Genomic DNA, 26,647 nt, shown 5'->3' with positions numbered 1-26,647 from the left:
TAAAGAAGACTGGGATTTGTTCAGGTTGTTCTGAGTCAGCAGAGACAGGCTGTTAGTGTTAATGACCGCCATAGTGGATATTCCTTAAATTCTGTTAGATTATGGTTCGAGCTTATCGCCCACGGTTTTATCACCGTTACAGCTTGTATCGGCGGATTTGACCAAACCTTTAATTAACTATTTTGGAATATTGCCCCTAATAGGCGGGTCAATGCCGCAAATAGCACTCTGTTATCCCCTGCTATTCTGCCCATCATTATTTATATTTTATGTGTAAACTTTTCCATCCCCTGGCCGATAACCCGGTAACGACACTTGAATATTAAGGATTAGACATGGCAAGTATCAGTTCGCTGGGCGTTGGATCAGGCTTGGAGTTAAGTTCTCTTTTGACGAGTTTATCAAATGCAGAACAAGCGCGATTAACACCGCTGACCACACAGCAAACAAGTTATAAAAGCAAACTTACCGCTTATGGTATTTTGCAAAGTGCGCTGGCAAAAGTGGAAACTGCTTCAGCAGCGCTGAAAAAAGCTGACACACTGACATCTACCGCCGTAAGTAGCACAAACACAGCATTCAGTGCGGTAACTGATAGTGCAGCCAGTGCTGGTAGTTACTCTATCGAAGTGACTAATCTCGCGAAATCACAGTCCTTGTTGTCCGCAGAGGTACCCAATTCGACCAATAAGTTAGGTAATGATAATGCCTCACGGACTATCACTATCACCCAACCAGGCAAAAAAGATCCGCTTGAAGTCACTCTAACCAGCGATCAAACTTCGTTGACCGGTATCCGCGATGCCATCAATAAACAAGAAGGCGGTGTTAGCGCCAGCATCATGAAAGCGGATGATAATACCTATTATCTGGCGTTAACGTCGAAAGACACCGGTACTCAGTCAGAAATGACTATCAATGTCACCGGTGATGATACTTTAAATGATTTTCTTAATTACACACCAAGCAGCACCGGTGGCAGCGGTGGCATGACGCAAAAAGTGGCAGCAGAAGATGCAGCACTAACCGTCAATGGTGTGGCAATTACTCGCCAAAGCAACACCATTACCGATGCACCACAAGGCGTCACTTTAACACTAAAAGCCAAAACCAAGACCGGTGAGCCAGAATCACTAAACATCACGCGCGACAGCACCGCGATGAAAACAGCAATTCAAACCTGGGTTGACGCTTATAACTCATTGCAGACTACTTTCGGCTCACTCACGCAATACACTGCAGTTGAGCAAGGAAAAGATCAGTCAACCAATAATGGTGCCTTGGTCGGTGATGGCACATTGCGTAGTATTCAAACACAATTGAAAAGTCAATTGGCTTCTGCGCAGCCGGGTGATGTGAAGACCTTGGCCAGTTTGGGAATCACGCAAGATATCAAAGGCAAACTGACAATAGACTCAACTAAACTGGATAAAGCCTTAACCGAGAAGCCAAACGGCGTAGTGGCATTCTTCGTGGGTGATGGCAAAGAGACTGGATTTGCAACCCAAACTGATAAATTGCTGACTACTGTGCTGGATACTACCAAGGGCACACTCAAAAGTGCCACTGATGGCATCAATAAGTCATTAAAGAATCTGGATACTCAAGTCACTGCAACCACGGCTAGCATTGCACTAACCATTGAGCGTTATAAAACACAATTTACTCAATTGGATAAAATGATGACGTCAATGAACAGTACTCTCAGTTTCTTAACTCAGCAATTTTCTTCATAAGGGATAGGATATGTACAACCGATCAGGGAGCCAGGCATATGCTCAGGTAGGCCTGGAAAGTGGGGTAATGAGTGCCAGCCCACATCAATTGATCGTGATGCTATTCGACGGGGCGCAGAGCGCCCTGGTTCGCGCTCGCATCTTGATGAATCAGGGAGATATTCCAGCTAAAGGTGCTGCACTTTCTAAAGCCATTAACATTATTAATAATGGGCTGAGTGCTGGCCTTAATATGGAAAAAGGCGGTGAGCTGGCAGAGAATTTGTCGGCTTTATATGACTATATGTCGCGGCGCTTGCTGCATGCCAACTTGCATAATGACGAACAGGCAATTACTGAAGTGCTCGCTTTGCTCGAAAATATTGCGGATGCCTGGCGGCAGATCGGCCCCAATTATCAACCTGATTAGGACCCCATTTAATGGAACGTCACCAGCACCTTTTGTCTGAATATCAACAAATCCTGACCCTCAGCGAGCAAATGTTAGTGCTGGCGACCGAGGGTAATTGGGATGCGCTGGTTGATCTGGAAATGACTTACCTTAAAGCTGTTGAAAACACCGCTAATATCACTATTTCTTCATGCTCATCGCTAATGCTACAAGATTTATTACGGGAGAAGCTAAGAGCTATTTTGGATAATGAAATTGAGATTAAACGTTTATTGCAACTACGCCTTGATACATTAAGTGACTTAGTTGGGCAATCGACCAAACAACAGGCGGTAAATAATACGTACGGCCAATTCCCTGACCATGCTTTGCTATTAGGCGAAACACAGTAATCTACCGCTAGCATGGTCATACAATAGTGTTTATAACTGAAAAATCGCTTGCAACTACAATTATTAAAATAGCAATCAATTCAAATTGTTATTGTTTTTAACAAAGAAATTTATTGATGGTAACAATTTTCCATGTCTGATTGACTATTATTCTCACTCCATAGCTTTTCGCTAAAATAGTCAGTGATGGTGAATTTTCTATTAAAATAAGTTGCTAGTCTGCCATTCAAAGCGTAAAGATATTCTCAGGCCAAAATTGTGAAATGAATATCGATGGAACGTACAATTAAATTTTGCCCCGGTGTGGGTAGCTCGGCACATGTTATTCAACATACAGAGCTACTCCTTACCTCAGTCTATATTGAGCATCCTTTGCTCATCATGGTTAACCGTGGGCATAAAGTCATTCGCTGGGATAATCAAGAGTGCATCGTCCGGCCGGGTGAAATAGTCGCCGTCAGTAGTGGCCAAACAATTGACATAATTAATGGACTATCTACTGAGGGGCTATTTTTTAGCCACCAACTTCGCTGCGATCCGCGTTTGATAACGACATTTGCTAATCACCCTGCCTCTGCAGGCCTTGGCGTTATACCTGGGGTTATGCCGGTGCGTGATTTGGCACCTGAATTTATTAATACTTTTGGTAATACATTTAAAGCAATATCCGATGTGGGTGATATCCCTCCTACTATTGTCAGGCACCGTATGCTTGAGTTATTACTTTGGTTAGCTCAGCGCGGTGTTAAATTTAGACTTAATGATGATCATTTATTAAGTGAAAAGGTACGACGCTGCCTGTCAATTGACCCACACAAAATATGGTCAGCCGCTGAAGTTGCCGATCATATGGCAATGAGCGAAGTGGTATTGCGGCGAAAATTAGCGGCCGAAAATATACTCTTACGTGATTTGATGATTGATGTCCGTATGACCAGCGCTTTACGTTTATTGCAAGGTACTGATTGGCCAATTTCATTAATTGCCAGTCAAGTTGGTTATGAAAGCGCATCACGTTTCGCAGAACGCTTTCGTAAACGTTTTGGATTTGCTCCTACAGCCATACGTGGGCATCATCGCTTACAACCTATGGATACTGATCCCCCCCCAGTGAGCTTTCAGCGTTATTTAAACCTAATTTAGGGCCTGGATGAGTCTGTTCAGACTCTATTTTTGATCTTTTTCGCCAGGATTTATCTACCCTCCCGCCATACACCCCGTTGCATCCCCTCATATTTTTGCTCAGCATCATCCGGACTGTTAAATACTGCTTTTAGATATTCCACACACTAAAACATTATTTTTTAGGCCACCTCCAGTTTTTTCCTCCAGCAATACAACCTTAATATCGATAAAAGTCTTTATAATCATATGAATAAATGTAAGCCACTGAAAGAAAGAGGAATATGTCACTTCTGCAAGGGCATCCTATGATTAAAATTGGTTAAATAATATCCTCTCAGGATCGCAATGATGCCCAGTAACTTGCTCGGACTAAAAAGCCGCTATCCATTGCATATCCAGATTGCGGTACTCTTCACTCTATTGATTGTCTCAATCGGTACCGTCATTATCATTTTCAGTCATAGCCAATTGACTAAATTGACTGAAATCAGCACCAACCGGCAGTATCAAAAAACGGGTGAGGCAATCGCAGCAGAATTAGACGCAGTAACACGGCCCATGATGATGTCTGTCAACATCCTTGCCAGTATGCAAATTACAGAGTTATCAACACTTGAACAGCGCATGAGTTTTGTCGGTAAATTTATTGAAATACTGAAACAGAATGATTATGCCAGTGCCGTATATAGTGCCTATCCTAATGGCGATTTATTTATGTTGCGGCGTCTGACCGAAGCTAACCGTAAACTATTTCACGCCCCAGAGGGGGCCGAGTGGATGATTCAAAGTAATCGATTCCTCGACAGTTTGCCAGAAAAACGGTTTATTTATCTGAACGAAAAGCAGCAAGTCATTGCCGTTATGCCCAGAGATAATGATAATTATGATCCCAGAAAACGGGATTGGTTTATTTTGGCATCAGCCACCCCTGGTCTTATTACATCACCTATTTATATTTTCAAGGGGACCGGTGAAGCGGGTTTCACTTATAGTCGTCAGTCTGAAAATAATCAGGCAATTATTGGGTTGGATGTTTCCCTGGCCTCGTTATCGCAGTTTTTAATAAGACAGAACCTACCGCCTGGCAGCCAGGCTATTATTATAAATTCTCACGGTGAGGTTATCGCAAGCTTACCTAAACCTAAAAATTCCCCAGTAGACCCTACTCATGCGGATAAGCAAGTCCCGGTATTACAAACATTATTAGATACCCAAGAAAATAGCCTTGTGAGCAATAACCAACAGGTTAATAACAATGGCAACAGCATCATGTTTGAAGCGCAAGGTAAGCACTGGTACGGCTCCATTGTCGATATTGATAACAGCGGCAATAAATATCAGCTAGTTATTGCGACGCCAGCCAGTTATTTGACTGCTGATGCAAACTCCATTCGGAATCACTCAACCCTTATCGCCTTTATCCTATTAATACTCAGTTTACCGTTGGTGTGGTATTTCTCTCGGAAGATATCCAATCCACTGATTCGCCTCCGCCAGGATGCTGATTCCATCAGTAACTTGCATTTCGAAGAGCGTGAGTCTGAACATTCTATGATTGAAGAAGTCGATGAACTGCACAAATCGATGTCAAAAATGAAATCGACACTGAAGCAGTTTATTTCAATGGGAAATATGCTGACAGCGGAAAATAACTTCTTCCGCCAGATGCAGGGGTTATTAAGTGAAACAACTGAAATCGCCGCGATGACCGGCGGCATTATATTCCTTGCAGATAAACAAGAAGGCCATTTCACACCGACAGCATTTCGTTGGAATGGTGAAAATATCCCAGTAGCTGAAATGTCCTCATTGAGTATAACAGAAGATAACTTCACCACTTTCCAGCCCGTTCTTGAGGGAAAAACTATTGCTGGAACGCTAAATAAAGAAAATATATTCAGTCAATTACAAGACTTCTTACAGCCTTATTTACCCTTACGGTTTGTTGCTGTGCCCATGAAAACTCACGATAAACAACTTTTAGGTTTTTTGTTGCTATTTAACCCTTATCAATTAAATGCAGAACGTGAACGTTCTAAAATTCAATTAGTTAATGCACTGGTCGGCAGTTTATCTGTTTCCGTAGAGACCCAGCAATTATTGCAGGAGCAAAAAAACCTGCTCAATGCATTTATTGAGCTTATTGCGGGAGCTATCGATGCCAAGAGTGCCTATACCGGCGGCCACTGCCAGCGAGTCCCTGAAATCACCAAAATGCTTGCCAGAGCCGCAGTGAATATCAAAGAAGGACCGTTCGCTAACTTTAATTTATCTGAAAATGAGTGGGAAGAACTGCATACAGCATGCTGGCTACACGATTGTGGCAAGATAACGACACCTGAATTTGTCGTGGACAAATCGACAAAACTGGAATTAATCTATGATCGTATTCATGAAATACGCATGAGATTTGAAGTCATAAAACGTGAAAAAGAGATCGACTTCTTACGTCATCATGCCACCGTTAACGTCAATGAAACTGATCAACAAGCACTGGCTGCGGAATTGCGCCAATTGGATGATGATTTTTACTTTATTGCCCACTGCAATATCGGTGGTGAATTTATGTCTGATGAAGCGATCGCGCGTATTCAGCAAATTGCCGGATATCAGTGGACTCGAACATTAGACGATAATGCCGGTATTGCTCAGGAAGAACGCGAGCGCAAAGCCCGGCAGCCAGCAATCCCATTACCAGTGCAAGAGCCTCTATTGGCAGATAAAAAAGAGCATATTATCTACCGAGATAATAAGAATAAACGCCCAGAGTATTATGATTTCAAACTACCAGAACCCACTTTGCTTTATAACCGTGGTGAGATTTATAACCTCAGTATTCGGCGTGGTACCTTGACCGAAGAGGATCGTTATAAAATAAATGAGCACATTATGCAGACTATTGTCATGCTCAAAAAACTCCCCTTCCCGCGTACCATGGCGAATGTTCCCTCTATTGCCGGTGGTCACCATGAGCGTATGGATGGCAAGGGATATCCCTATCAACTCACTTATAAACAGATGAGTATTCCGGTTCGAATGATGGCTATTGCTGATGTATTTGAAGCACTGACAGCGGCAGATCGTCCTTATAAACCAGGGAAATTATTATCTGAAGCACTCAATATTATGTTGAAAATGGTGAATGAAAATCACCTGGATAGAGAGCTATTTATTTTATTCCTGGAATCTGGAATCTGGCATGAATATGCCATTGCTCACTTGAAGGCAGACAAAATCGATGATGTGGATATTTCGGTAATACTGCAAAAAATTGGCCATCAAAATATAGTGCTGGCACAGAGCGCTTAGTCAGCAAGAAATAGAGAGTCATCGGTGGACGTTAAGGTTATGTTATGCTAAATCAAATCATTTTATAGTCGGCAATGTTGGGAGCAAATACGTGTTCTACAGTTACGGTGAAACAGAGATAAATCATCTTAAGCGGCGGGACAAAAAGATGGCGGCAGCTATCGAGCGATTAGGAATGATTGCCCGCCCATTATCACCAGATTTATTTGCTGCACTCATCAGAAACATTGTTGATCAGCAAATTTCTGTTAAAGCGGCACTCACCGTTAATGCACGTCTGATGACATTAGTCGGCACGGTAACACCAATAACTATTGCCGCAGCACCGATAGAAGCTATTCAGGGCTGTGGAATGACGATGCGCAAAGCCGGATATATTAAAGGTGCAGCGAATGCAGCACTTGATGGATCTCTGGATTTATCAGCTATTTCTTTGTTACCGGATAATGAGGTCATTACCCAGCTTTCGAGCCTGAATGGTATCGGTATCTGGACTGCAGAAATGCTACTTATTTCTTCGCTTTCTCGCCCTGATGTGCTCAGTTGGGGTGATTTGGCGATCCGCCGCGGCATGATGAATTTATATCGCCACAAAACGCTACCGCGCGAACGTTTTGAACGCTATCGCCGCCGCTACACGCCTTATGGCACAACCGCATCTCTTTATTTATGGGCATTGTCACATGAAGTTTAGACACCCATATTCATAACGTCTTGATAAGCCGCTACTAATTTATTACGTACTTGAATACCGAGCTGCAAAGATACAGATGATTTCTGCATATTTACCATCACGTCATTTATGCCAACACCGGGCACACCTAATTCAAAATTCTGCGCTAACGTACGGGCTGTTTGCTGGTTTTCACTGATTTTGCCGATAGCCGCTTTTAATTCACTCGCAAATCCAGCCTCTGCGGGCAGCGTTTTCGCTGAGCCTGATGCTTGCAATGCAGTGACCTGCAACTGCTGTAAAACCCCTTCGATACCTTGAACAGACATACTCATCCCCAGAGTGCTTCAGTTGGTCAATAACTGCGTGGCAAATCGATAAGTTACTGCAGTTGTTTGCCATCAAGCAGGTATCACTTTTTTCAGGATGACACCCTAACACATCATTTTTGAGCTAAAGCGGCTAAATAGACACAAAAATACCAGCTTATTGAGCCATCGAATTTCCACTTACAGCAAATAATGGCATGCCGATATAGTCCAAATAATTCGAGTTGCAGGAAGGCGGCAAGGGAGAGAGTCCCGATGAGCTTACTGTAGTAAGTGATTCGGGTGATTGAGCGCGGCCAACGCACATGCGGCTTGAAGTATGACGAGTATAAAAGGGGATATCAGCTATTGATGCGTTATCGCTCACAGCATTTGGGAGTCTGTTTTGTTCCAACACATTAGTTATATAAAAAATACTAACTCAAACGTTATTCAGCTTGGCCAAGGACGTGTATGAATGCCTCGATAACTGGCGGTGAAAATCGTGAGAACACCTTTACGACGACACTGGCACGCCTACGCGCGAATCCAAAAATCCCATTGCTGATTGCTGCGGCTGCGGCCGTCGCTATTCTTGTCGCGCTGATGTTATGGGCTAAAAGCCCAGATTATCGCGTTCTTTATAGCAACCTGAATGATCGTGATGGTGGTGATATCGTCACGCAGTTGACGCAACTGAATATTCCCTATCGCTTCGCTGATAATGGCGGAGCATTGCTGATCCCGGCAGATAAAGTGCATGAAACCCGTCTGCGCCTGGCTCAACAAGGTTTACCGAAAGGTGGTGCCGTAGGCTTCGAACTACTGGATCAGGAAAAATTTGGCATCAGCCAATTCAGTGAACAAGTCAACTACCAGCGGGCGCTGGAAGGCGAACTGGCACGAACGATTGGCACACTCGGCCCGGTATTAAATGTGCGAGTGCACTTAGCCATGCCGAAACCGTCACTGTTTGTCCGTGAGCAAAAATCACCAACTGCCTCTGTCACCTTAGCCCTGCAACCTGGTCGCGCACTTGACGATGGTCAAATCAACGCCATCGTCTATATGGTTTCCAGCAGCGTAGCGGGCTTACCGCCTGCCAACGTTACCGTCGTCGATCAAACCGGTCGTCTGTTGACACAATCGGATAGCGCCGGCCGTGATTTAAATGCAGCGCAACTCAAATTTACCAATGAAGTTGAGAACCGCTTCCAACGCCGCATTGAAACTATCCTGGCACCGATGGTGGGCAGCGGTAATGTTCACGCGCAAGTGACTGCACAAGTTGATTTTGCCAGCCGTGAGCAAACGGACGAAGAGTACAAACCGAATCAGGCTGCTAACCAAGGGGCGGTGCGCTCTCAGCAAGTCAGTACCAGCGAACAACTGGGTGGGACCAATGTCGGGGGAGTTCCTGGCGCGTTGTCCAACCAACCATCCGCGACACCGGTCGCACCGATTGAAGTACCTCAGGCAACCCCTGCGGCAGGTGCTGGCGCGGCGGCGAATGCCGCTAATGCAGCCAATCGTCCAGCAACCGCTGCCAGACAAACCGCGACGTCCAGTAATAGTCGTCACGACCAAACCACCAACTTCGAAGTTGACCGTACTATCCGCCATACCCAGCAACAAGCTGGCATGGTGCAGCGCCTCTCCGTTGCAGTGGTGGTTAATTACGGCAGCGATAAAGCAGGCAAACCTATCGCGCTGAGCAAAGATCAGTTGGCGCAAGTGGAATCGCTAACCCGTGAGGCCATGGGCTTCTCCACGGTACGCGGCGACACATTAAATGTGGTGAACACACCGTTTAATGCCACTGACGATGCTAGCGGCAGTAACTTGCCATTCTGGCAACAGCCGTCGTTCTTTGATCAGCTGCTGAATATTGGTCGCTACTTACTCATCTTACTGGTGGCGTGGATCTTGTGGCGCAAACTGGTGCGCCCATTGATTGCTAAGAAACAAGAAGCAGATAAAGCAGCGGCGTCGGTCAATAACATTGTCCAGGCTGCACAAACCACTGAAACAGCGAAACAAACTAAAGAAGAGCTGGCCCTGCGTAAGAAAAATCAGCAGCGAGTAAGTGCTGAAGTTCAGGCCCAGCGTATACGCGAACTAGCGGATAAAGACCCACGTATTGTCGCGCTGGTTATCCGTCAATGGATGAGTAATGACCAATGAGCCTGACCGGAACTGAAAAAAGCGCCATCATGCTGATGACTCTGGGTGAAGACCATGCCGCCGAGGTGTTTAAACACCTCTCCTCGCGCGAAGTTCAACAACTCAGTACCACCATGGCGAGTATGCGTCAGGTTTCTCACCAACAGTTGGTTGATGTATTGGCTGAGTTTGAAGACGATGCAGAGCAATATGCCGCACTGAGTGTGAATGCCAGCGATTACCTGCGCACCGTGCTAATAAAAGCATTGGGGGAAGAACGCGCCTCCAGTCTGTTGGAAGACATTCTGGAATCACGCGAAACCACCAGTGGCATGGAAACCCTCAACTTTATGGAACCGCAGATGGCGGCCGATCTGATCCGCGACGAACATCCGCAGATTATCGCCACTATTTTGGTTCATCTGAAACGTGCTCAAGCGGCCGATATCCTGGCGCTGTTTGACGAACGTCTGCGTAACGATGTCATGTTGCGTATTGCCACCTTCGGCGGCGTTCAGCCAGCAGCATTGGCTGAATTGACCGAAGTGCTGAACAACCTGCTCGATGGTCAGAATCTCAAACGCAGCAAAATGGGCGGTATCCGTACCGCGGCTGAGATTATCAACCTGATGAAAAGCCAGCAGGAAGAGACGGTTATGGACGCAGTACGCGAATACGACGGCGAGCTGGCACAGAAGATCATCGACGAAATGTTCCTGTTCGAGAACCTGGTCAGTGTCGACGACCGCAGCATCCAGCGTTTACTGCAAGAGGTCGACAACGAGTCGCTACTGATTGCGTTGAAAGGTGCCGATCAGGCGCTGCGCGAGCGCTTCCTCAGCAACATGTCGCTGCGAGCAGCAGAAATTCTGCGCGACGATCTGGCCACCCGTGGGCCGGTACGTATGTCTCTGGTCGAAAACGAACAGAAAGCCATCTTGCTTATCGTCCGTCGTTTGGCGGAAAGCGGCGAGATAGTCATCGGCGGCGGCGAGGATATCTATGTCTGATAGGATTAATACCCTGCCCTGGCAACCCTGGTCATTGAATGACTTTGCCAGCCAACCTGAGCCTACCGCGGCCACAGCGCCGCCGGATATCAGTATGCTGTTTACTGATGAGCCCAGAGAGGACGGCGAACCAACAGAAGGTGATGAACAGCAGATATTGATGAACCTGCAACTCGAAGCCGAGAAGCAGGGTCGCCAGCAAGGATTTGCCAAAGGGTTACAAGAAGGCCTGGATAAAGGTTATCAAACCGGTTTGGAAGAGGGTCATCAACAAGCGCTGGCAGATGCTGAGAAACAGTTGGCACCCATCACCGCACACTGGCAAACCTTGGTCAGCGATTTCCAAAATACCCTTGATGCGCTGGACAGTGTCATTGCCTCACGGCTAATGCAAATGGCATTGGCGGCAGCCAAACAGATTCTGGGCCAACCGGCAATTTGTGATGGCACCGCGTTGCTGGCTCAAATTCAGCAAATGATTCAGCAAGAACCGATGTTTGCCGGTAAACCGCAATTGCGTGTCAATCCTAATGATCTCGCCGTGGTTGAGCAGCGCTTAGGCTCGACCTTGAGTCTGCATGGCTGGCGTTTGTTGGGCGATAGCCAAATTCACCCAGGTGGCTGCAAAGTCAGCGCTGAAGAAGGTGATTTGGATGCCAGTCTGGCGACGCGCTGGCATGAATTATGCCGTCTGGCAGCGCCGGGAGAATTATGATGACTGCGCGCCTCGGTCGCTGGCTGGCTTCGATGGATAAATTCGAAGAACGTATTAGCCAATCAACTACCATTCGTCGTTATGGGCGATTAACGCGCGCCACCGGTCTGGTGCTGGAAGCCACTGGCTTGCAATTGCCACTGGGGGCCACCTGTCTGATTGAGCGCCATGATAACGGCGAAGTACAAGAAGTTGAGAGTGAAGTGGTCGGCTTTAACGGCCAGCGCCTGTTCCTGATGCCACTGGAAGAAGTGGAAGGGATTGTGCCCGGAGCCCGGGTTTATGCGCGCATCACCACCGGTGGAGCCTCTGCCAGTAAGCAATTGCCACTCGGCCCAGAATTACTGGGGCGCGTATTAGATGGCAGCGCTAAGCCACTTGATGGCTTACCCGCCCCTGAAACCGGCTACCGTGCCCCGCTTATCACTCCCCCGATCAACCCATTACAACGTACCGCGATTGAACAGGTATTGGATGTTGGCGTGCGGACCATTAATGCCCTACTGACCGTCGGCCGTGGACAGCGTATGGGCCTGTTCGCTGGCTCTGGGGTGGGGAAAAGTGTGTTGTTAGGCATGATGGCTCGCTACACCCAAGCGGATGTCATTGTCGTTGGCTTGATCGGTGAACGTGGCCGTGAAGTAAAAGATTTTATTGAGAACATTTTAGGCCCCGAAGGGCGTGCGCGCTCAGTTGTCATCGCGGCACCAGCTGACGTATCGCCGTTACTGCGCATGCAAGGGGCGGCTTATGCCACTCGTATTGCAGAAGATTTTCGTGACCGTGGTCAGCATGTCCTGCTTATCATGGACTCCCTGACGCGCTATGCCATGGCACAACGTGAAATCGCGCTGGCTATCGGCGAACCTCCGGCGACCAAAGGTTATCCGCCGTCGGTATTTGCCAAATTACCAGCGTTGGTTGAGCGCGCCGGTAACGGGGTGTCCGGTGGTGGATCGATCACCGCATTTTATACGGTATTGACTGAGGGCGATGATCAGCAAGACCCGATCGCCGACTCTGCTCGCGCCATTCTTGATGGGCACGTGGTGCTATCGCGCCGCCTGGCTGAATCGGGCCACTACCCTGCTATTGATATTGAAGCCTCTATCAGCCGCGCCATGACTTCGCTGATAGATGAAAACCACTACAGCAAAGTTCGCCAATTTAAACAATTGCTTGCAAGCTTCCAACGTAACCGTGATTTAGTCAGCGTAGGAGCCTATGCCGCCGGAAGTGACCCATTATTGGATAAGGCCATTGCTTTGTATCCGCAAATGGAAATCTTCTTGCAGCAAGGCATGTTCGAACGCAGCAGTTACGAAGATGCCTGCCAGCATCTGAAAAGCCTGTTTCCGGGTTAATAGCCAGTGACCCAAGCCACAGCCCCTGTCGTATACCCAAAGTAGTTGGCGTTGCAGGTAGGCGGCAAGTGAATAAATCCCGATGAGCTGACTCAAGTCAGTGATTCGGGTGCATGAACGTAGCTAACAACCCTGCGGCGTCAAATACGAAGGGTATTTGAGGAATACGATGAAAAATCAGTCACCTCTCGTCACCCTGCGCGACCTGGCTCAAAAGGCGGTCGAGCAGGCAAGTACTCAATTAGGGCAGGCACGCTTGTCCTATCAGAATGCTGAGCAGCAACTCAGCATGTTGCTGTCCTATCAGGATGAATACCGGGTGCGGCTAAATGACACGCTGAGTAACGGCATGGCCTCTTCCAGTTGGCAAAATTATCAGCAATTTATTCAAACATTGGAGCAAGCCATTGATCAACATCGTCATCAATTGGCCCAGTGGAATACAAAAGTTGAACAAGCAGTCAAGCATTGGCAAGAAAAGCAACAGCGGTTAAATGCGTTTGAAACACTGAATGAGCGGGCCGAAACCAGCGCGCGCTTGCAAGAAAACCGATTGGATCAAAAATTGATGGATGAGTTCGCCCAGCGCGCCTCACAAAGGAGTCTAAATTCATGAATCTGTCTTTATTGCCTGCTGTTACAACCGCTGGTGAAGCCGAGGGGGCATCATCCTCGTCATCCATTGCTGCGCTCTTTACCGACGCAGGGCTACCGGCTGATTTCGCCAAACTGTTAGGCGATCAATTGGGAAAAGAACTCACCGCTCTGGATGCTTCGACCCTGAAATCATCTCTGGCCGCAACAACTGACCTCACCGCTGATGTTGACAGTGGTAAGTCAGCTGGCGGTAGCAGCAAGTTGAACCAATTGTTGGCTGCATTAGGTGATATCAGCGCCACGTTACCTGCGGGTTTGACTCATGCTGGACAGACTGGCGAAGCAGCCGGTAGTAAGAAAACAGCAATCAGTGATGACAGTAAGCTCGACAGCGCCAGTGATAAAACTGATCCCACGGCATTGCAGACGTTACTGGCAATGTTGCCACATCAGGTCGCTAACACGTTGGGCACCGCAAACAGTGGGCAAAAGGCCACACTAACTGATGGCAAAGGCTTAACTGACAGCAAAACTACCGCCCAGCAAGATATTGCCACTTTGACCAGCCTGACATCGCAAGATAAAGGGTTAGCTGCGCTGATCGGTGGCACCGTAGGCAGTGTGAAGAGTGATAAAGCCGTGAGCACTGGCGATACATTAGCGGGCACAACCACCAAGAGCAAAACCAGTGCCGCACAAGATAAGCTGGCTCAATTGAGTGCGAAAGATGCCGATACCAGCACACTCAACGCCAAAGTTACACCACTGTCAGCACCCGTTGACACTGCAGCAACTGCTGCCGCAGACAGAACTTTGCTCAGCTCGGCTGCCGTGACCCCGTCTCTCCCTCCAGTGTCCAGCCCGGTGTTATCGACCACCGCCAGCACCCATATCGCGGCTCCCGCCAGTGGTTATTTAAGCGCACAGTTGGGCAGCCAGGAATGGCAACAGTCGCTGGGACAACAAGTGATTATGTTCAGCCGCAATGGGCAACAAAATGCCGAGTTGCGCCTCAATCCACAAGAGTTGGGTGCCTTGCAAATTAGTCTGAAAATCGACGATAACCAGGCACAGTTACACTTTGCTTCCGCGCACAGTCAGGTTCGGGCCGCAATTGAAGCTGCCATGCCAAGTTTACGCACCGCTCTGGCTGAAAGTGGTATTCAGTTAGGTCAAAGCAGTGTCGGCAGCGAAGGTCAATGGCAACAAGCGCAGCAACAAAGCCAACAGAATCAGCAAGATTTTGCCTCACGCGGTCAACCTGGATATGGTGAAGTCGCCACGGGAGAGGCGCTGAACAGCACACCATTGGTGACGCCAGCCTCGCTGCAAGCACTGGCAAATGGTAATGGCGGCGTTGATATTTTCGCCTAACGGGGATATTAATTGCGCCAAAAGGTGACAAACGGGCAAGTTAGGCCGTTTTTCGCCACCTATTCTGCCTATTGGGATTAAAGATACGCGGGATAATCATCAGTAATAATTCGGATAGCTTGGTGTCAGTTGCTCCTGGCTATTACCGTGATCCACCGGTTTGATACCAAAACAGGAATTTGCCTTCTCCATGTCTCAAAATACCTTCCCGGCCAAGCGTAAGAGTTCGATCTGGGTGATCCTGCTGGTGCTGATTGCCGTAGCAGCCACTGCGGGTGGCGGTTATAGCTGGTGGATACTCAATAAGAGTAAACCCACCACAGCGAAAGTGGTTCCGGTGATCCCGGTGTTCATGCCACTAGAGACCTTCACGGTCAATCTGATCACACCCGATAATAATCTGGATCGTGTGCTTTATATCGGATTAACGTTAAGACTTCCCGACGATAGCACGCGCACAAAACTGAATGACTATCTGCCGGAAGTGCGCAGCCGTTTGCTGCTACTGCTCTCCCGTCAGTCCGCTGATAGCCTGGCGAACGAAGAAGGCAAACAGCGGTTAGTTGGTGAAATTAAAAACGTTCTTAGCCCGCCAATGGTTAAAGGTCAACCTAATCAGGTAGTCAGCGATGTGCTGTTTACCGCATTTATATTGCGATAATCATTATGGGCGATAGCATTCTTTCACAAGCAGAGATTGATGCACTGTTAAACGGCGACAGCGGAGGTGATGAACCCGAAGCTGTCATCGGTAATGAGACAGACGTCAAGCCTTATGATCCGACGACCCAGCGGCGAGTGGTGCGTGAGCGCCTCCATGCGCTGGAGATAATCAATGAGCGGTTTGCCCGTCAGTTCCGTATGGGGCTATTTAACCTGTTACGCCGCAGCCCAGACATCACGGTTGGCCCGATAAAAATTCAGCCATACCATGATTTTGCCCGTAACTTGCCGGTGCCAACTAACCTCAACTTGATACATTTGAAACCGTTGCGCGGAACAGCACTGTTTGTTTTCGCTCCGAGTTTGGTATTTATTGCAGTTGATAATCTGTTTGGTGGCGATGGCCGTTTTCCGACCAAAGTGGAAGGCCGCGAGTTTACGCATACAGAACAACGCGTTATTAACCGGATGTTGCGCTTAGCGTTGGATGCTTATCGCGACGCCTGGGCTCCTATCTATAAAATAGATGTGGAATATGTCCGTTCTGAAATACAGGTGAAGTTTACCAATATCACCACCTCCCCTAACGATATCGTGGTCACGACCCCTTTCCAGGTGGAAATCGGTGCGTTGAGTGGTGAGTTTAATATCTGTATTCCATTCGCCATGATTGAGCCGTTACGCGAACTGCTGACCAATCCACCACTGGAAAATTCCCGTCAGGAAGACAGTCACTGGCGTGAAACACTGGTTAAGCAAGTTCAGCATTCCGAGCTGGAACTGGTGGCTAATTTTGTCGATATCCCGCTGAGATTGTCGCAGATACTCAAGCTACAACCGGGGGATGTGTTACCGATAGATAAACCGGACCGACTGATTGCTCATGTCGACGGCGTACCTGTGCTGACCAGTCAGTACGGGACATTAAACGGGCAATACGCCCTACGTGTTGAACATTTGATTAACCCTATTTTGAATGCTCTGAATGAGGAACAGCCCAATGAGTGACCCTAAGCTTCCGTCTGATGATGGAAAGGAATCCGTGGACGATCTGTGGGCTGATGCGTTTAATGAGCAGTTGGCATCGGACAAGCCAGCGGCCACTACTGATGGTGTATTTAAATCACTGGAAGCGCCTGATGCACTGGGTAATCTACAAGATATCGATTTGATTCTTGATATCCCGGTGAAGCTGACCGTTGAATTGGGGCGCACCAAAATGACTATCAAAGAGTTGCTGCGCCTGTCTCAAGGTTCAGTTGTTTCTCTGGATGGCCTGGCGGGTGAACCTTTAGATATTCTGATCAATGGTTATCTGATTGCGCAGGGTGAAGTGGTGGTGGTGGCGGATAAATACGGCGTTCGCATTACTGACATTATTACCCCGTCAGAACGTATGCGTCGTCTGAGTCGCTAATGACCGCAGCGCAAACAGTGGCGACAACCACCACTGACTCAACATCTTCTGATTCTGCACCGGCTGCCGATATGCCGGTGTTAGGAAATACTCAGGTGACAACACCGCAAACCCCTGTTACCGGATTTGCGGCCAGTCACCCGGGTATTGCCTCGCAACAAGCTGCCCCAGCGATGCCCGCAGGCTCGGTATTGACGCAAGTTGGCTCGGTGCTGGGCGGTATTTTACTGCTGATTTTATGTGCCGCCTGGTTGGTGCGCCGCTTAGGTTTTGCGCCACAGGCCCGCAACAATAAGCTGTTAAATGTGCGAGCCAGTTGTCAGGTTGGTCAACGCGAACGCGTTGTTATTGTCGAGGTGGACAATACCTGGCTGGTATTGGGTGTCACCGCCCAAAGCGTGACACAGCTTCATACTCTGCCACGCCCACCGGTTGACGAAACCGATACAGCGCTGTCGGCTGATAGTGGAAAACCGGCTGATTTTCGCCAGATACTGAACACCTATCTATTAAATAAGAAGTCAAAACCTCCGGAAAAATCGGCATGATGTCCCTGCGTCCGCTCATCAATAAAGCCCCCCTACTGCTACTCGCTCTGCTGTGCTCTCCGGCAGCAATGGCGCAACTACCGGGTATTATCAGCCAGCCGCTGGCCAATGGCGGGCAAAGTTGGTCTTTACCGGTACAGACGCTGGTCTTTATCACCACCCTGAGCTTCCTTCCTGCCGCATTACTGATGATGACCAGCTTTACCCGCATCATTATTGTGCTTGGTTTGTTGCGCAACGCATTGGGTACTCCCTCAGCACCACCGAACCAAGTGATGCTGGGTTTGGCGCTGTTCCTGACTTTCTTCATCATGTCGCCGGTGTTTGACAAGGTCTATCAAGATGCTTATCTGCCCTTCAGCCAGGACAAAATAAGTATGGAAGTGGCGATGGATAAAGGCTCACAACCGCTGCGCGAGTTTATGTTACGCCAGACCCGCGAATCTGACCTGGCACTGTATGCCCGTTTAGCTAATCTGCCGCCACTGGAAGGTCCTGAAGTCGTACCTTTGCGCATTCTGTTACCGGCGTATGTGACCAGCGAGCTAAAAACCGCGTTCCAAATTGGTTTTACCGTATTTATTCCGTTTTTGATTATCGACCTGGTAGTTGCCAGTGTGCTGATGGCTCTGGGGATGATGATGGTTCCGCCCGCCAGTATCTCGTTGCCCTTTAAACTCATGCTGTTTGTGTTGGTTGATGGTTGGCAGTTGCTACTCGGCTCGTTAGCACAGAGTTTTTATAGCTAAGGTAAATACGTCATGACACCTGAATCGGTAATGGCCCTCGGCGTTGAGGCAATGAAGATAGCCCTTGCATTGGCCGCGCCATTATTACTGGCGGCATTGGTCAGTGGCTTGATTGTCAGCCTGTTGCAAGCCGCGACACAGATTAACGAAATGACACTGTCATTTATCCCCAAAATACTGGCGGTGTTCGCCACTTTAGTTATTGCTGGCCCGTGGATGCTCAGCCTGATCCTCGACTATATGCGTAATTTGTTCACCAGCCTGCCAACGTTGATTGGCTAAGCATGCTTTCTCTTGATACCACTCAACTTAGCGTCTGGGTCAGCCAATACTTTTGGCCACTGATCCGAATATTGGCGCTGATCTCCACCGCGCCGGTATTAAGCGAGAAGCAGATAAATCGTAAAGTGAAAGTCGGTCTGGCGGTATTAATTACCTTTCTGATTGCTCCATCCCTGCCACCGGTAAATATTCCTTTAGTCTCCAGCGGGGCTTTATGGGTCGCTGGCCAGCAGGTATTGATTGGCGTCGCTATCGGCTTGACTATGCAGTTTGCTTTTGCGGCTATCCGATTGGCCGGTGAAGTGATTGGTTTACAAATGGGCTTGTCTTTCGCCACCTTCTTTGACCCCTCCGGCGGGCCGAATATGCCAGTGCTTGCCCGGTTGCTAAACTTGCTAGCGATGCTGTTATTTCTCTCGTTCGATGGGCATTTATGGCTGATTTCTTTATTAGCTGACAGTTTCCATACCTTACCTATCCAGTTCGAACCGCTTAATGGTAATGGTTTCCTGGCGTTAACCCAGGCCGGTTCGTTGATCTTTATGAATGGACTGATGCTGGCATTACCGCTTATTACTCTGTTACTGACCCTAAACATGGCGTTAGGGATGCTTAACCGTATGACGCCACAACTTTCTGTTTTCGTTATTGGTTTCCCTCTCACATTGACGGTCGGTATTATCTCGCTGGGATTAATCATGCCGTTATTAGCACCTTTTACCGAGCATCTGTTTGGCGAATTTTTTGACCGCCTGGCGGGGGTACTAAGTGGCCTGGCAAGTTAGAATTTAAGATTGCAGTGAGTGATTCGGGTAGCCGAGTGCAGCCAACACCGCTGCAACTTGAAAGATGACGGATAGAAAAGAAGGTATGTCACCCCAAACCTTAGTGGGAAAAGGTGACATACCAAAAAGTGTACCCGGTTTAAGTACACCTAAGAGGGAACCTGCGGGGCTGGCCCACAGGTAGAAGACAGATTATTTATTCAGTTGGAACAGAGACAAACCCTGCATATTGGTGAATGTGGTGTAAGACGCCTGCAATGCAGCCTGCTGCATGACATAAGACGAGATAGCCGAGTTCCAGTCCACATCTTGTAAATCACTCAAACGCTGTTTGTTGATCAAGGTACGATCAGAACCCAGGCTGTCAAGACTGTCTAATTCCTGTAATTGCGTACCTATCTCAGCCTGTACAGACAGCACGTTATTCAGTGAGTTAGCCATGCCACGGATACCTTTATCCATCTCATCAGAAGCCTGTTGCTTCACAGCATCCGTTGCGCCTTGCAGTGGGGTCTTCAATGATTTTAGAACCGTGTCGATGGTATTAAAGATATTGCTTTCGGCGGCCACCGGATCACCATTCACATCATTTGGCTCTGGTGTCGCATTGCTGGTTAATGCCATAAATACGCTGGAACCGGTATGCCCCACCGTCATGGTACGGTTCGAGTCTACCCGTTGTTGAATCGCGACGTCCCCCCCTACGTAAGTCACTTCACCTGTATTGCTCACCGCAAAAGGCGCTTTCTCGCTTTGAAATCCACCAAACATATAGCGGCCATTACCGTCAGTTGAGTTGGCCTGATTTAGCAACTGGTCTTTTAGACCCTGCAATTGTGTTGCCATTGACGCCCGGTCATCATCACTCAAAGAGTCTTTAGCGGCACCAATGATCAGACTTTGAATTGACTGAATGGTGGAGGTCGCCTGTGATAATACAGTTGTTTCCAGCGAGGAACTTTGACGCGCAAAGCTTCGCGCTAAGGTGTACTGGCTATTTTCCGACTGGGACTGTGACACCATAACCGCCTGAGATGCCGCCATCGGATCATCAGAAGGATTGACCACCCGTTTGCCCGTCGAGAGTTGTTGGCCCGACTGCATCCACAGGGATTGGGCATTAGTGACGCCCTGCATATTTTGCTGATACAGCATGCTGGTACTTAAGCGCACGATGTCAGTTCCTTTTTAGCAACAGCTTAGTCAGTTTTCCCGCATTGAGCGCAATACTGACTAAACCTAAAATGAGATAAGTAGCGGCATCAACGCCCTGCCGCTGACCAAACTTAACCGCGCAAGTCCAGCAGCGCATTAAATAAAGTTGAAGCAGTCTGAATCACCTGCGCATTCGCCAGATAATATTGCTGGAAACGTTGTAAATCGCCGTACTCTTCATCCAGATTTACCCCGGAAATTGACTGCTGTTCTGCTGTTAACTGGGTAACGATGTTGGCCTGTGCCGTGCTGTTGGTTTTCGCCGTAGCTGTCTGGTTGCCCACATTACTGACTAACCCGGCATAAGCACCTGAAAGTGTTGCTTTACCATCAACCAGCTTCTTGGTTTGTAGGTCTAACAGTGCTTGTGCGTTGACGTTGTCACTCGCACCACCATTAGCTGTACCACCCGCGGCAATCATGCTGGAGTCTTTAATATCGACCTGTAAGTTAGCTGCAACATTGGACACAGTTTTGATAGTAAATTTATCTTTGGCTTGCGGTCCGGTTGCGCCGTTATCAATACTGACCGCCACACCGTCAAAGTTTAGCGTCGGCTTACCGTTGGCATCCGTACCCGCCGTGGTAGGCACTTTGGTGTTATCCGACAAGCGTGTGACCTGCCAGTTAGTCCCATCAAATTCCACGCTATAATCACTGGCTTTCACTTTAGAGGTATCGGTGTAAGCCACGCTTAAACCGGCATCACCTTGATTTTTGGCATTTTTTAGCGCTGTAGGTTGGGCAAAGCTAAAGAAGTCAGTACCCGCATCGCCATTAGCATCAAAGCCAGCTTTATGTTGGGTGTTAAAGCTATCAGCCATCACCAACGCCAATTGCCCTAATTGGTTACGGGCGCTATCTAGCGCTTCACTGCGGAATTTCAAGGTTCCACCCAGTGACCCGGTAGTCAGACGACTTTCGTCGATCTCCATGGTGTCGCCAGAGCCGCGGTTATAGCCCAATGTCAGACGAGTCGCATCGGCGCTGGAGGGAATAGCTTCCACTTTATAGGCATTCGGCCCCTGAACCAGAGACAAACCACCGGCAAATGACACATTGTAAGTATCGCCATCTTGCTGGGTTACCGTCACGGCAACAATTTTGTTTAACTCGGTTACCAGTTGGTCACGTTGGTCGAGCAAGGCATTTGGCTCGCTACCACTGCTACCACGTAGGCGGGTAATCTGGTCATTTAGCTTGGCGATTTGCTCGGCATAGTTATTAATTTGCGTCGCACTATCGCTTATCTTTTGATTAACGCCGGTATCCATATCACGCAGATATTTATCGGCATTTTGGAATTGGTTAACCAACCCTTCAGCTTTACCTAATACTGTTTTACGCGCAGCGTCATCGCCCGCATTACTCACCAGATTTTGCAAGTTACTAAAGAAGTCCTGCATGGTGGTTGAGATGTTATTTGAAGTATTGGACAGTAAATTATCAATTTGCGAAATTTGTTGATAATAGGTTGTCAGCCCGCTGCTTTGCGTTTGCGAGGCACGCAATTGGTTGGTAATAAAGGCGTTATACTCACGGTTAACACCGGTCACGGACACACCGTTACCAATAAAACCCGCTGGGCTTAATGTCCCACCATTTTGTGCAAAAATGGTGTTCTGACGGTTATAACCGGCTACCTGGAAATTGGTGATGTTATTACTGACGGTGCTCAGGGCATATTGTGCTGCGCTCAGACCACTCATCGCAGTATTCATTAAACTATTGGACATGAAGAGATCCTTTTACCGCAGGCGATTCACATCGCACACCTGCATTTATTAATATGGGGATACTGCCTGAGGAAACCTAAGCCCCCGCACAGCCTATTCAGAGTATCGGCCCGAGTTTGGAAAACTTGAGTGAAAATATGGGTGTTATTGCCAGTAAAACCAATGAATAAAGTCGCGTACGTTACAGTGAGGACAGGCAGATCATAAAGACGCCGTACTTCTTTTGTTAAAACAAGCCTCCCTGGGGGCTCGAGCCGCGCCCTACCTGGCGCGGACGCTTTACTCTTCTGCCTATCCTCCCTCACCAATAGATATTGGAGATTTTGGAGTCCAAACACTGCCCAACCCCAAAATGCCATGTAAAATAGCCTATTAGAACAGCTGGCTCAGATCGCTGTTGTAGGCTTTTACCGCCTGTTCGCCGGCATTCTTCATTTGCTGAATGACACTCACCAATTTTTGGGCATATTGCGGATCAGTCGCATAACCGGCACGTTGCAAAGCATGCGCGCCTTGTTCAGGGCTTTGGGCAGCAGCGACATTGGCGTAGCGCGGATTTTGCGTCAGCAATTTGACATAATCACTGACAGCCTCGACGTAGGAACCATAAACCCGGAAACGGGCTTTGGTTTTCTTGGCCACACCTTGCTCATATTCCGTAGTGGTGATTTCACTGACCGGGCCATCCCAGTTGCTGCCTGCTTTGATACCAAAGACGTTGTAGCTGCTTTTGCCATCAGCTGTTGGGATCTCTCGCTGACCCCAACCAGATTCCAACGCGGCCTGCGCCATAATAAGCTGATGCGGAATACCACTCTGTTGGCTGGCAATTTGTGCCGGAATCGACATACGTGCGACGAAGTTACCGGTGCTTTGTGGCAGTGACGCTGAATTGTTGGCCGGTGGTGTCGGTATTGCCCGACGCACCATTTGCTCCAATGCCTGCGCAGGCAGGGTTTGCAAGACTTCGTTATCCAACATCATTGGCACTGTACCGGCAGTTTCACTCGGTGAAGTGGTACCCGAAAGCTGCTCCACCATCATATCCGCCAGCCCTAACCCTTTGACCGACATTTGCTGAGCAATCTGTTGGTCATACATTGAGGTATAGAGCCGGGTTTGATCACTGTTCATAACGCCATCTTGCGGCAAAGCAGAACGCATGCTTTTCAGCATCATCTGCACAAACATCCCCTCCACCTGCTGTGCAACCTTCTTTAGGTTGCCATCGGGATCTCTTGCCGCATCGCGTTTTAAGCTGTTCAGTGATTGGGTATCATAAGCCGCCCCGAACATTTCATTAGCGCTGCCGGACCTTGCCATCAAATCACTCATTAGATAATTTCCAATTTAGCCCGTAAGCAGCCAGCACTTTGCATCGCCTGCAAGATAGACATTAAATCAATCGGGGTTGCGCCCAGTGAGTTCAAAGCCCGAACCACATTATTCAGATTTGGGCTGGCATTAACGCGCTGCAATACGCCACCTTGTTGCTGAACGGAAATCTGAGTATTCGGTGTCACCACCGTCTGACCACCACCGAAAGGTGTATCAGGTTGACTGACGGTATTTTGTTTATCCACCACTACCGACAGGTTCCCTTGCGCTACAGCGCAGGAGTCCAGCACCACATTGCGGTTCATCACCACCGAGCCAGTACGGGAGTTGATAATGACCTTGGCATCGCCTGCATCAATATTCACCGGGATATTCTGGATATCCGCCAGGAAACGCACTTGCGAACTGTTGCCGCGCGGCACCAAAACCTGAATAGTCCGGGCGTCGATGGCGGTGGCAGAACCAAAGCCACGTTGGCGGTTAATGGCATCACTGACCTGCTGTGCTGTGGTGAAATCTTCAGTATTCAATTGCAGATTTATCACCCCATCGGTGCCAAAGGTGGTTGGCAGTTCGCGTTCAATAGTCGCACCATTGCTGATGCGCCCACCCGTCAATTGGTTGACCTGAACACTGCTACCACCAGAAGATGCACCCGCCCCGCCCACTAATACGTTACCCTGAGCCAGGGCATAAACCTGATTATCGACCCCTTTTAGCGGGGTCATCAGCAGCGTACCACCACGAATACTTTTGGCATTCCCCATTGAAGACACCACCACATCAATGGTTTGCCCGGCACGGGAAAACGCCGGTAACTTAGCGGTAACCATCACTGCGGCTACGTTTTTAAGCTGCATATTGGTGCCCGGTGGCACGGTAATCCCCAATTGGGACAACATGTTACTCAGACTTTGCGTGGTAAACGGTGTTTGCATGGTTTGGTCACCGGAACCATCTAAACCGACCACCAGGCCATAACCAATTAATGCGTTATCGCGCACGCCCTGAACGGTCACCAAATCGCGGATACGCTCGGCTGACGCCGGTGATGACACCAGCGTGAACAGCACAACAAGCTGCAGTATAAATTGAGTGATAAGTGACTGTTTACGCATCAATGGGCCTCTTAGTATGGCGAAACGTTAAGGAAGAACCGCTGCAACCAGCCCATGGTTTGCGCTTCATTGATATAACCATTACCCACATACTCGATACGTGCATCTGCCACCTGAGTTGAGGTCACGGTATTGCTGCCGCTGATGGTGCGCGGGTTGACTACCCCAGAGAAGCGAATGAATTCGGTGCCCTGATTAATGGCTATCTGTTTCTCACCCACCACATGCAAGTTGCCGTTAGCCAGCACTTGATCAACGGTCACCGTGATAGTGCCACTGAAGGTGTTGTTCGCATTGGCGCCACCTTTGCCACCAAAGGTGTTATCACCAGAAATATCCATATCCGCGCGTGCATTACCCAGTAACCCTTCGAGATAGCGAGGAGCAGTAGCAACACCAAATTTGCTAGAACCATTGCGGCTCGCATTAGCTGAAGAACTTTTGCTGGCACTGACATTTTCCTGCAAAGTAATCGTCAGCGTATCACCGATATTACGTGGGCGACGGTCTTCGAACAGTGGCTGATAACCATAGTTCATCGGCTGGGCAGCCTGGAAAATAGAGCCATTCGGCAGCGGCGCACTGGCAGGAGCAGGCTGGGCAGACGTCGAACCATCTACTAGTGATTTGTGCGGAATATACGCGCAGCCATTGAGTAGCAGCGTCGCCATCAAAGGCGCCCCCACCCATCTCAACTCAGCTAATTTACGCAGCGGCTTTCTATCCATCTCTGATTATCTGTCCTGTAACCTGTTGGAGGCTGGCAAGGTCAGCCCCAAAGACTCATTATTCTGCGGCAATCAGGGGACATCATTGCCCCCCGAGAGCGGATTTACAGCTGTGTCAGTTTTTGCAACATCTGATCTGAAGTTGAAACCGCTTTACTGTTTATTTCATAGGCGCGCTGCGTCTGGATCATGTTGACTAACTCTTCCGCCACATTGACGTTAGACGTCTCAACATACCCCTGATACAACAAGCCGCCGCCGTTCAGACCCGGCGTAGTTTCATTCGGTGCACCGGAACTGGCAGTTTCCTGATACAGGTTCTCACCAACACTTTCCAGACCACTGTTGTTGATGAAGGTCGTCAATGTCAGTTGCCCAACTTGCTGGATAGCTGTTTGCCCCGGCAAAGTCACGCTGACGATACCGTCGCGCCCAACCGTCATGCTTAACGCATTCGCTGGAATGGTAATAGCCGGTTGCACCTGAAAACCACCCGATGTCACCAACTGACCATTTTGGTCAACCTGAAAAGACCCATCGCGGGTATAGGCATTGGTGCCATCAGGCATTTGCACCTGGAAGAACCCCTCACCTTTGATGGCGATATCTTTGCTGTTATCGGTTTTGGACAGGTTACCCTGACTGTGCAAACGCTCAGTGGCAACCGGACGAACACCGGTACCAATCTGCAAACCCGATGGCAAGGTGGTCTGCTCGGAAGATTGTGCTCCCGGTTGACGCATGGTTTGGTATAACAAATCTTCAAAAACCGCCCGTTGGCGTTTAAAGCCATTGGTGCTGACGTTCGCCAGGTTGTTGGCGATAACATCCATATTGGTCTGCTGGGCATCCAAGCCGGTTTTGGCAATCCAGAGTGATCGGATCATCAGTTTATTCCTCTGCGCTTAGGC

At 48.5% G+C, this 26,647-nt stretch carries 26 protein-coding genes; 19 read left to right on the top strand and 7 right to left on the bottom strand.

The window, feature by feature from the left end:
* Positions 1-335: 335 nt before the first annotated feature.
* From fliD to QSV56_RS17050, 6 genes are all read left to right on the top strand, one after another.
* Positions 336-1,736: a flagellar filament capping protein FliD gene (gene fliD, locus QSV56_RS17075; RefSeq protein WP_046695168.1), complete on the top strand. Its 1,401-nt coding sequence runs from the start codon at positions 336-338 to the stop codon at positions 1,734-1,736.
* A 10-nt stretch (positions 1,737-1,746) separates the two neighbouring features.
* On the top strand, positions 1,747-2,145 hold the full coding sequence (gene fliS, locus QSV56_RS17070) for a flagellar export chaperone FliS (protein WP_019080833.1): 399 nt from the start codon (positions 1,747-1,749) through the stop codon (positions 2,143-2,145).
* Between the two features lie 11 nt (positions 2,146-2,156).
* On the top strand, positions 2,157-2,519 hold the full coding sequence (fliT, locus tag QSV56_RS17065) for a flagella biosynthesis regulatory protein FliT (RefSeq protein ID WP_019080834.1): 363 nt from the start codon (positions 2,157-2,159) through the stop codon (positions 2,517-2,519).
* Between the two features lie 273 nt (positions 2,520-2,792).
* On the top strand, positions 2,793-3,662 hold the full coding sequence (locus QSV56_RS17060; RefSeq protein WP_019080835.1) for a helix-turn-helix transcriptional regulator: 870 nt from the start codon (positions 2,793-2,795) through the stop codon (positions 3,660-3,662).
* Positions 3,663-3,992: 330 nt separating this feature from the next.
* On the top strand, positions 3,993-6,953 hold the full coding sequence (locus QSV56_RS17055; RefSeq protein ID WP_050158472.1) for an HD domain-containing phosphohydrolase: 2,961 nt from the start codon (positions 3,993-3,995) through the stop codon (positions 6,951-6,953).
* A 91-nt stretch (positions 6,954-7,044) separates the two neighbouring features.
* A complete protein-coding gene (locus tag QSV56_RS17050; RefSeq protein ID WP_019080837.1) occupies positions 7,045-7,647 on the top strand; it encodes a DNA-3-methyladenine glycosylase in 603 nt (200 codons plus the stop codon).
* On the opposite strand, the gene fliE is transcribed toward QSV56_RS17050, so the two are convergent.
* Positions 7,644-7,955 (bottom strand): flagellar hook-basal body complex protein FliE, encoded by a 312-nt coding sequence (gene fliE, locus QSV56_RS17045; protein WP_005160376.1) that lies wholly within the window; start codon positions 7,953-7,955, stop codon positions 7,644-7,646. The genes QSV56_RS17050 and fliE overlap by 4 nt on opposite strands.
* Positions 7,956-8,408: 453 nt before the next feature.
* Here fliE and fliF point away from each other — a divergent pair, with 453 nt between their 5' ends.
* From fliF to fliR, 13 genes are all read left to right on the top strand, one after another.
* Positions 8,409-10,118, top strand: a complete 1,710-nt coding sequence (fliF, locus tag QSV56_RS17040; RefSeq protein ID WP_019082872.1) for a flagellar basal-body MS-ring/collar protein FliF — start codon at positions 8,409-8,411, stop codon at positions 10,116-10,118.
* Complete coding sequence (gene fliG / locus QSV56_RS17035) at positions 10,115-11,107, top strand: flagellar motor switch protein FliG (protein WP_005160381.1); 993 nt, start codon at positions 10,115-10,117, stop codon at positions 11,105-11,107. The genes fliF and fliG overlap by 4 nt, the downstream gene beginning before the upstream one ends.
* Complete coding sequence (fliH, locus tag QSV56_RS17030; RefSeq protein ID WP_005168831.1) at positions 11,100-11,822, top strand: flagellar assembly protein FliH; 723 nt, start codon at positions 11,100-11,102, stop codon at positions 11,820-11,822. Before fliG ends, fliH begins: the two co-directional genes overlap by 8 nt.
* Positions 11,822-13,186: a flagellar protein export ATPase FliI gene (gene fliI, locus QSV56_RS17025; protein ID WP_026018001.1), complete on the top strand. Its 1,365-nt coding sequence runs from the start codon at positions 11,822-11,824 to the stop codon at positions 13,184-13,186. Before fliH ends, fliI begins: the two co-directional genes overlap by 1 nt.
* A 169-nt stretch (positions 13,187-13,355) precedes the next feature.
* Positions 13,356-13,802 (top strand): flagellar export protein FliJ, encoded by a 447-nt coding sequence (gene fliJ / locus QSV56_RS17020; protein ID WP_005160389.1) that lies wholly within the window; start codon positions 13,356-13,358, stop codon positions 13,800-13,802.
* Positions 13,799-15,157, top strand: a complete 1,359-nt coding sequence (locus QSV56_RS17015) for a flagellar hook-length control protein FliK (RefSeq protein ID WP_046051163.1) — start codon at positions 13,799-13,801, stop codon at positions 15,155-15,157. The genes fliJ and QSV56_RS17015 overlap by 4 nt, the downstream gene beginning before the upstream one ends.
* A 190-nt stretch (positions 15,158-15,347) precedes the next feature.
* Positions 15,348-15,818, top strand: coding sequence for a flagellar basal body-associated protein FliL (gene fliL / locus QSV56_RS17010; protein ID WP_005160394.1), 471 nt, complete (start codon positions 15,348-15,350; stop codon positions 15,816-15,818).
* A gap of 5 nt (positions 15,819-15,823) precedes the next feature.
* Positions 15,824-16,828: a flagellar motor switch protein FliM gene (gene fliM, locus QSV56_RS17005; protein ID WP_005160396.1), complete on the top strand. Its 1,005-nt coding sequence runs from the start codon at positions 15,824-15,826 to the stop codon at positions 16,826-16,828.
* Positions 16,821-17,237, top strand: a complete 417-nt coding sequence (fliN, locus tag QSV56_RS17000) for a flagellar motor switch protein FliN (RefSeq protein WP_005160399.1) — start codon at positions 16,821-16,823, stop codon at positions 17,235-17,237. Before fliM ends, fliN begins: the two co-directional genes overlap by 8 nt.
* Entirely contained in the window at positions 17,237-17,785 is a 549-nt protein-coding gene (gene fliO, locus QSV56_RS16995; protein WP_019080841.1) for a flagellar biosynthetic protein FliO, read from the top strand. Before fliN ends, fliO begins: the two co-directional genes overlap by 1 nt.
* Positions 17,782-18,534, top strand: coding sequence for a flagellar type III secretion system pore protein FliP (fliP, locus tag QSV56_RS16990; protein ID WP_005160406.1), 753 nt, complete (start codon positions 17,782-17,784; stop codon positions 18,532-18,534). The genes fliO and fliP overlap by 4 nt, the downstream gene beginning before the upstream one ends.
* Positions 18,535-18,546: 12 nt before the next feature.
* Positions 18,547-18,816: a flagellar biosynthesis protein FliQ gene (gene fliQ / locus QSV56_RS16985; RefSeq protein ID WP_005160414.1), complete on the top strand. Its 270-nt coding sequence runs from the start codon at positions 18,547-18,549 to the stop codon at positions 18,814-18,816.
* Between the two features lie 2 nt (positions 18,817-18,818).
* Entirely contained in the window at positions 18,819-19,601 is a 783-nt protein-coding gene (fliR, locus tag QSV56_RS16980) for a flagellar biosynthetic protein FliR (RefSeq protein ID WP_005168816.1), read from the top strand.
* A 192-nt stretch (positions 19,602-19,793) separates the two neighbouring features.
* Here fliR and flgL read toward each other — a convergent pair whose 3' ends face one another.
* From flgL to flgG, 6 genes are all read right to left on the bottom strand, one after another.
* The gene (gene flgL, locus QSV56_RS16975) at positions 19,794-20,774 is read right to left on the bottom strand and encodes a flagellar hook-associated protein FlgL (protein WP_019080843.1); all 981 of its coding nucleotides are present in this window, start codon (positions 20,772-20,774) and stop codon (positions 19,794-19,796) included.
* A gap of 113 nt (positions 20,775-20,887) precedes the next feature.
* Positions 20,888-22,552 (bottom strand): flagellar hook-associated protein FlgK, encoded by a 1,665-nt coding sequence (gene flgK, locus QSV56_RS16970; RefSeq protein ID WP_019080844.1) that lies wholly within the window; start codon positions 22,550-22,552, stop codon positions 20,888-20,890.
* Positions 22,553-22,924: 372 nt separating this feature from the next.
* On the bottom strand, positions 22,925-23,887 hold the full coding sequence (flgJ, locus tag QSV56_RS16965) for a flagellar assembly peptidoglycan hydrolase FlgJ (protein WP_019080846.1): 963 nt from the start codon (positions 23,885-23,887) through the stop codon (positions 22,925-22,927).
* Complete coding sequence (locus tag QSV56_RS16960) at positions 23,887-25,008, bottom strand: flagellar basal body P-ring protein FlgI (RefSeq protein WP_019082868.1); 1,122 nt, start codon at positions 25,006-25,008, stop codon at positions 23,887-23,889. Before QSV56_RS16960 ends, flgJ begins: the two co-directional genes overlap by 1 nt.
* 11 nt (positions 25,009-25,019) lie before the next feature.
* The gene (flgH, locus tag QSV56_RS16955; RefSeq protein WP_050158475.1) at positions 25,020-25,736 is read right to left on the bottom strand and encodes a flagellar basal body L-ring protein FlgH; all 717 of its coding nucleotides are present in this window, start codon (positions 25,734-25,736) and stop codon (positions 25,020-25,022) included.
* Positions 25,737-25,840: 104 nt separating this feature from the next.
* Positions 25,841-26,623, bottom strand: coding sequence for a flagellar basal-body rod protein FlgG (gene flgG / locus QSV56_RS16950; RefSeq protein ID WP_019080848.1), 783 nt, complete (start codon positions 26,621-26,623; stop codon positions 25,841-25,843).
* Between the last annotated feature and the right edge of the window lie 24 nt (positions 26,624-26,647).

It is taken from the genome of Yersinia sp. 22-579, assembly GCF_030433455.1.
Lineage (GTDB): Bacteria > Pseudomonadota > Gammaproteobacteria > Enterobacterales > Enterobacteriaceae > Yersinia > Yersinia enterocolitica.
This window is presented reverse-complemented; position numbering and strand designations above follow the sequence as displayed.

Bases quoted from the DNA above. Each gene is read 5' to 3' on its own strand.
- fliD (WP_046695168.1), top strand. From the start codon at position 336: ATGGCAAGTATCAGTTCGCTGGGCGTTGGATCAGGCTTGGAGTTAAGT.
- fliS (WP_019080833.1), top strand. From the start codon at position 1,747: ATGTACAACCGATCAGGGAGCCAGGCATATGCTCAGGTAGGCCTGGAA.
- fliT (WP_019080834.1), top strand. From the start codon at position 2,157: ATGGAACGTCACCAGCACCTTTTGTCTGAATATCAACAAATCCTGACC.
- QSV56_RS17060 (WP_019080835.1), top strand. From the start codon at position 2,793: ATGGAACGTACAATTAAATTTTGCCCCGGTGTGGGTAGCTCGGCACAT.
- QSV56_RS17055 (WP_050158472.1), top strand. From the start codon at position 3,993: ATGCCCAGTAACTTGCTCGGACTAAAAAGCCGCTATCCATTGCATATC.
- fliE (WP_005160376.1), bottom strand. From the start codon at position 7,955: ATGTCTGTTCAAGGTATCGAAGGGGTTTTACAGCAGTTGCAGGTCACT.
- fliF (WP_019082872.1), top strand. From the start codon at position 8,409: ATGAATGCCTCGATAACTGGCGGTGAAAATCGTGAGAACACCTTTACG.
- fliG (WP_005160381.1), top strand. From the start codon at position 10,115: ATGAGCCTGACCGGAACTGAAAAAAGCGCCATCATGCTGATGACTCTG.
- fliH (WP_005168831.1), top strand. From the start codon at position 11,100: ATGTCTGATAGGATTAATACCCTGCCCTGGCAACCCTGGTCATTGAAT.
- fliI (WP_026018001.1), top strand. From the start codon at position 11,822: ATGACTGCGCGCCTCGGTCGCTGGCTGGCTTCGATGGATAAATTCGAA.
- fliJ (WP_005160389.1), top strand. From the start codon at position 13,356: ATGAAAAATCAGTCACCTCTCGTCACCCTGCGCGACCTGGCTCAAAAG.
- QSV56_RS17015 (WP_046051163.1), top strand. From the start codon at position 13,799: ATGAATCTGTCTTTATTGCCTGCTGTTACAACCGCTGGTGAAGCCGAG.
- fliL (WP_005160394.1), top strand. From the start codon at position 15,348: ATGTCTCAAAATACCTTCCCGGCCAAGCGTAAGAGTTCGATCTGGGTG.
- fliM (WP_005160396.1), top strand. From the start codon at position 15,824: ATGGGCGATAGCATTCTTTCACAAGCAGAGATTGATGCACTGTTAAAC.
- fliN (WP_005160399.1), top strand. From the start codon at position 16,821: ATGAGTGACCCTAAGCTTCCGTCTGATGATGGAAAGGAATCCGTGGAC.
- fliO (WP_019080841.1), top strand. From the start codon at position 17,237: ATGACCGCAGCGCAAACAGTGGCGACAACCACCACTGACTCAACATCT.
- fliP (WP_005160406.1), top strand. From the start codon at position 17,782: ATGATGTCCCTGCGTCCGCTCATCAATAAAGCCCCCCTACTGCTACTC.
- fliQ (WP_005160414.1), top strand. From the start codon at position 18,547: ATGACACCTGAATCGGTAATGGCCCTCGGCGTTGAGGCAATGAAGATA.
- fliR (WP_005168816.1), top strand. From the start codon at position 18,819: ATGCTTTCTCTTGATACCACTCAACTTAGCGTCTGGGTCAGCCAATAC.
- flgK (WP_019080844.1), bottom strand. From the start codon at position 22,552: ATGTCCAATAGTTTAATGAATACTGCGATGAGTGGTCTGAGCGCAGCA.
- flgJ (WP_019080846.1), bottom strand. From the start codon at position 23,887: ATGAGTGATTTGATGGCAAGGTCCGGCAGCGCTAATGAAATGTTCGGG.
- QSV56_RS16960 (WP_019082868.1), bottom strand. From the start codon at position 25,008: ATGCGTAAACAGTCACTTATCACTCAATTTATACTGCAGCTTGTTGTG.
- flgH (WP_050158475.1), bottom strand. From the start codon at position 25,736: ATGGATAGAAAGCCGCTGCGTAAATTAGCTGAGTTGAGATGGGTGGGG.
- flgG (WP_019080848.1), bottom strand. From the start codon at position 26,623: ATGATCCGATCACTCTGGATTGCCAAAACCGGCTTGGATGCCCAGCAG.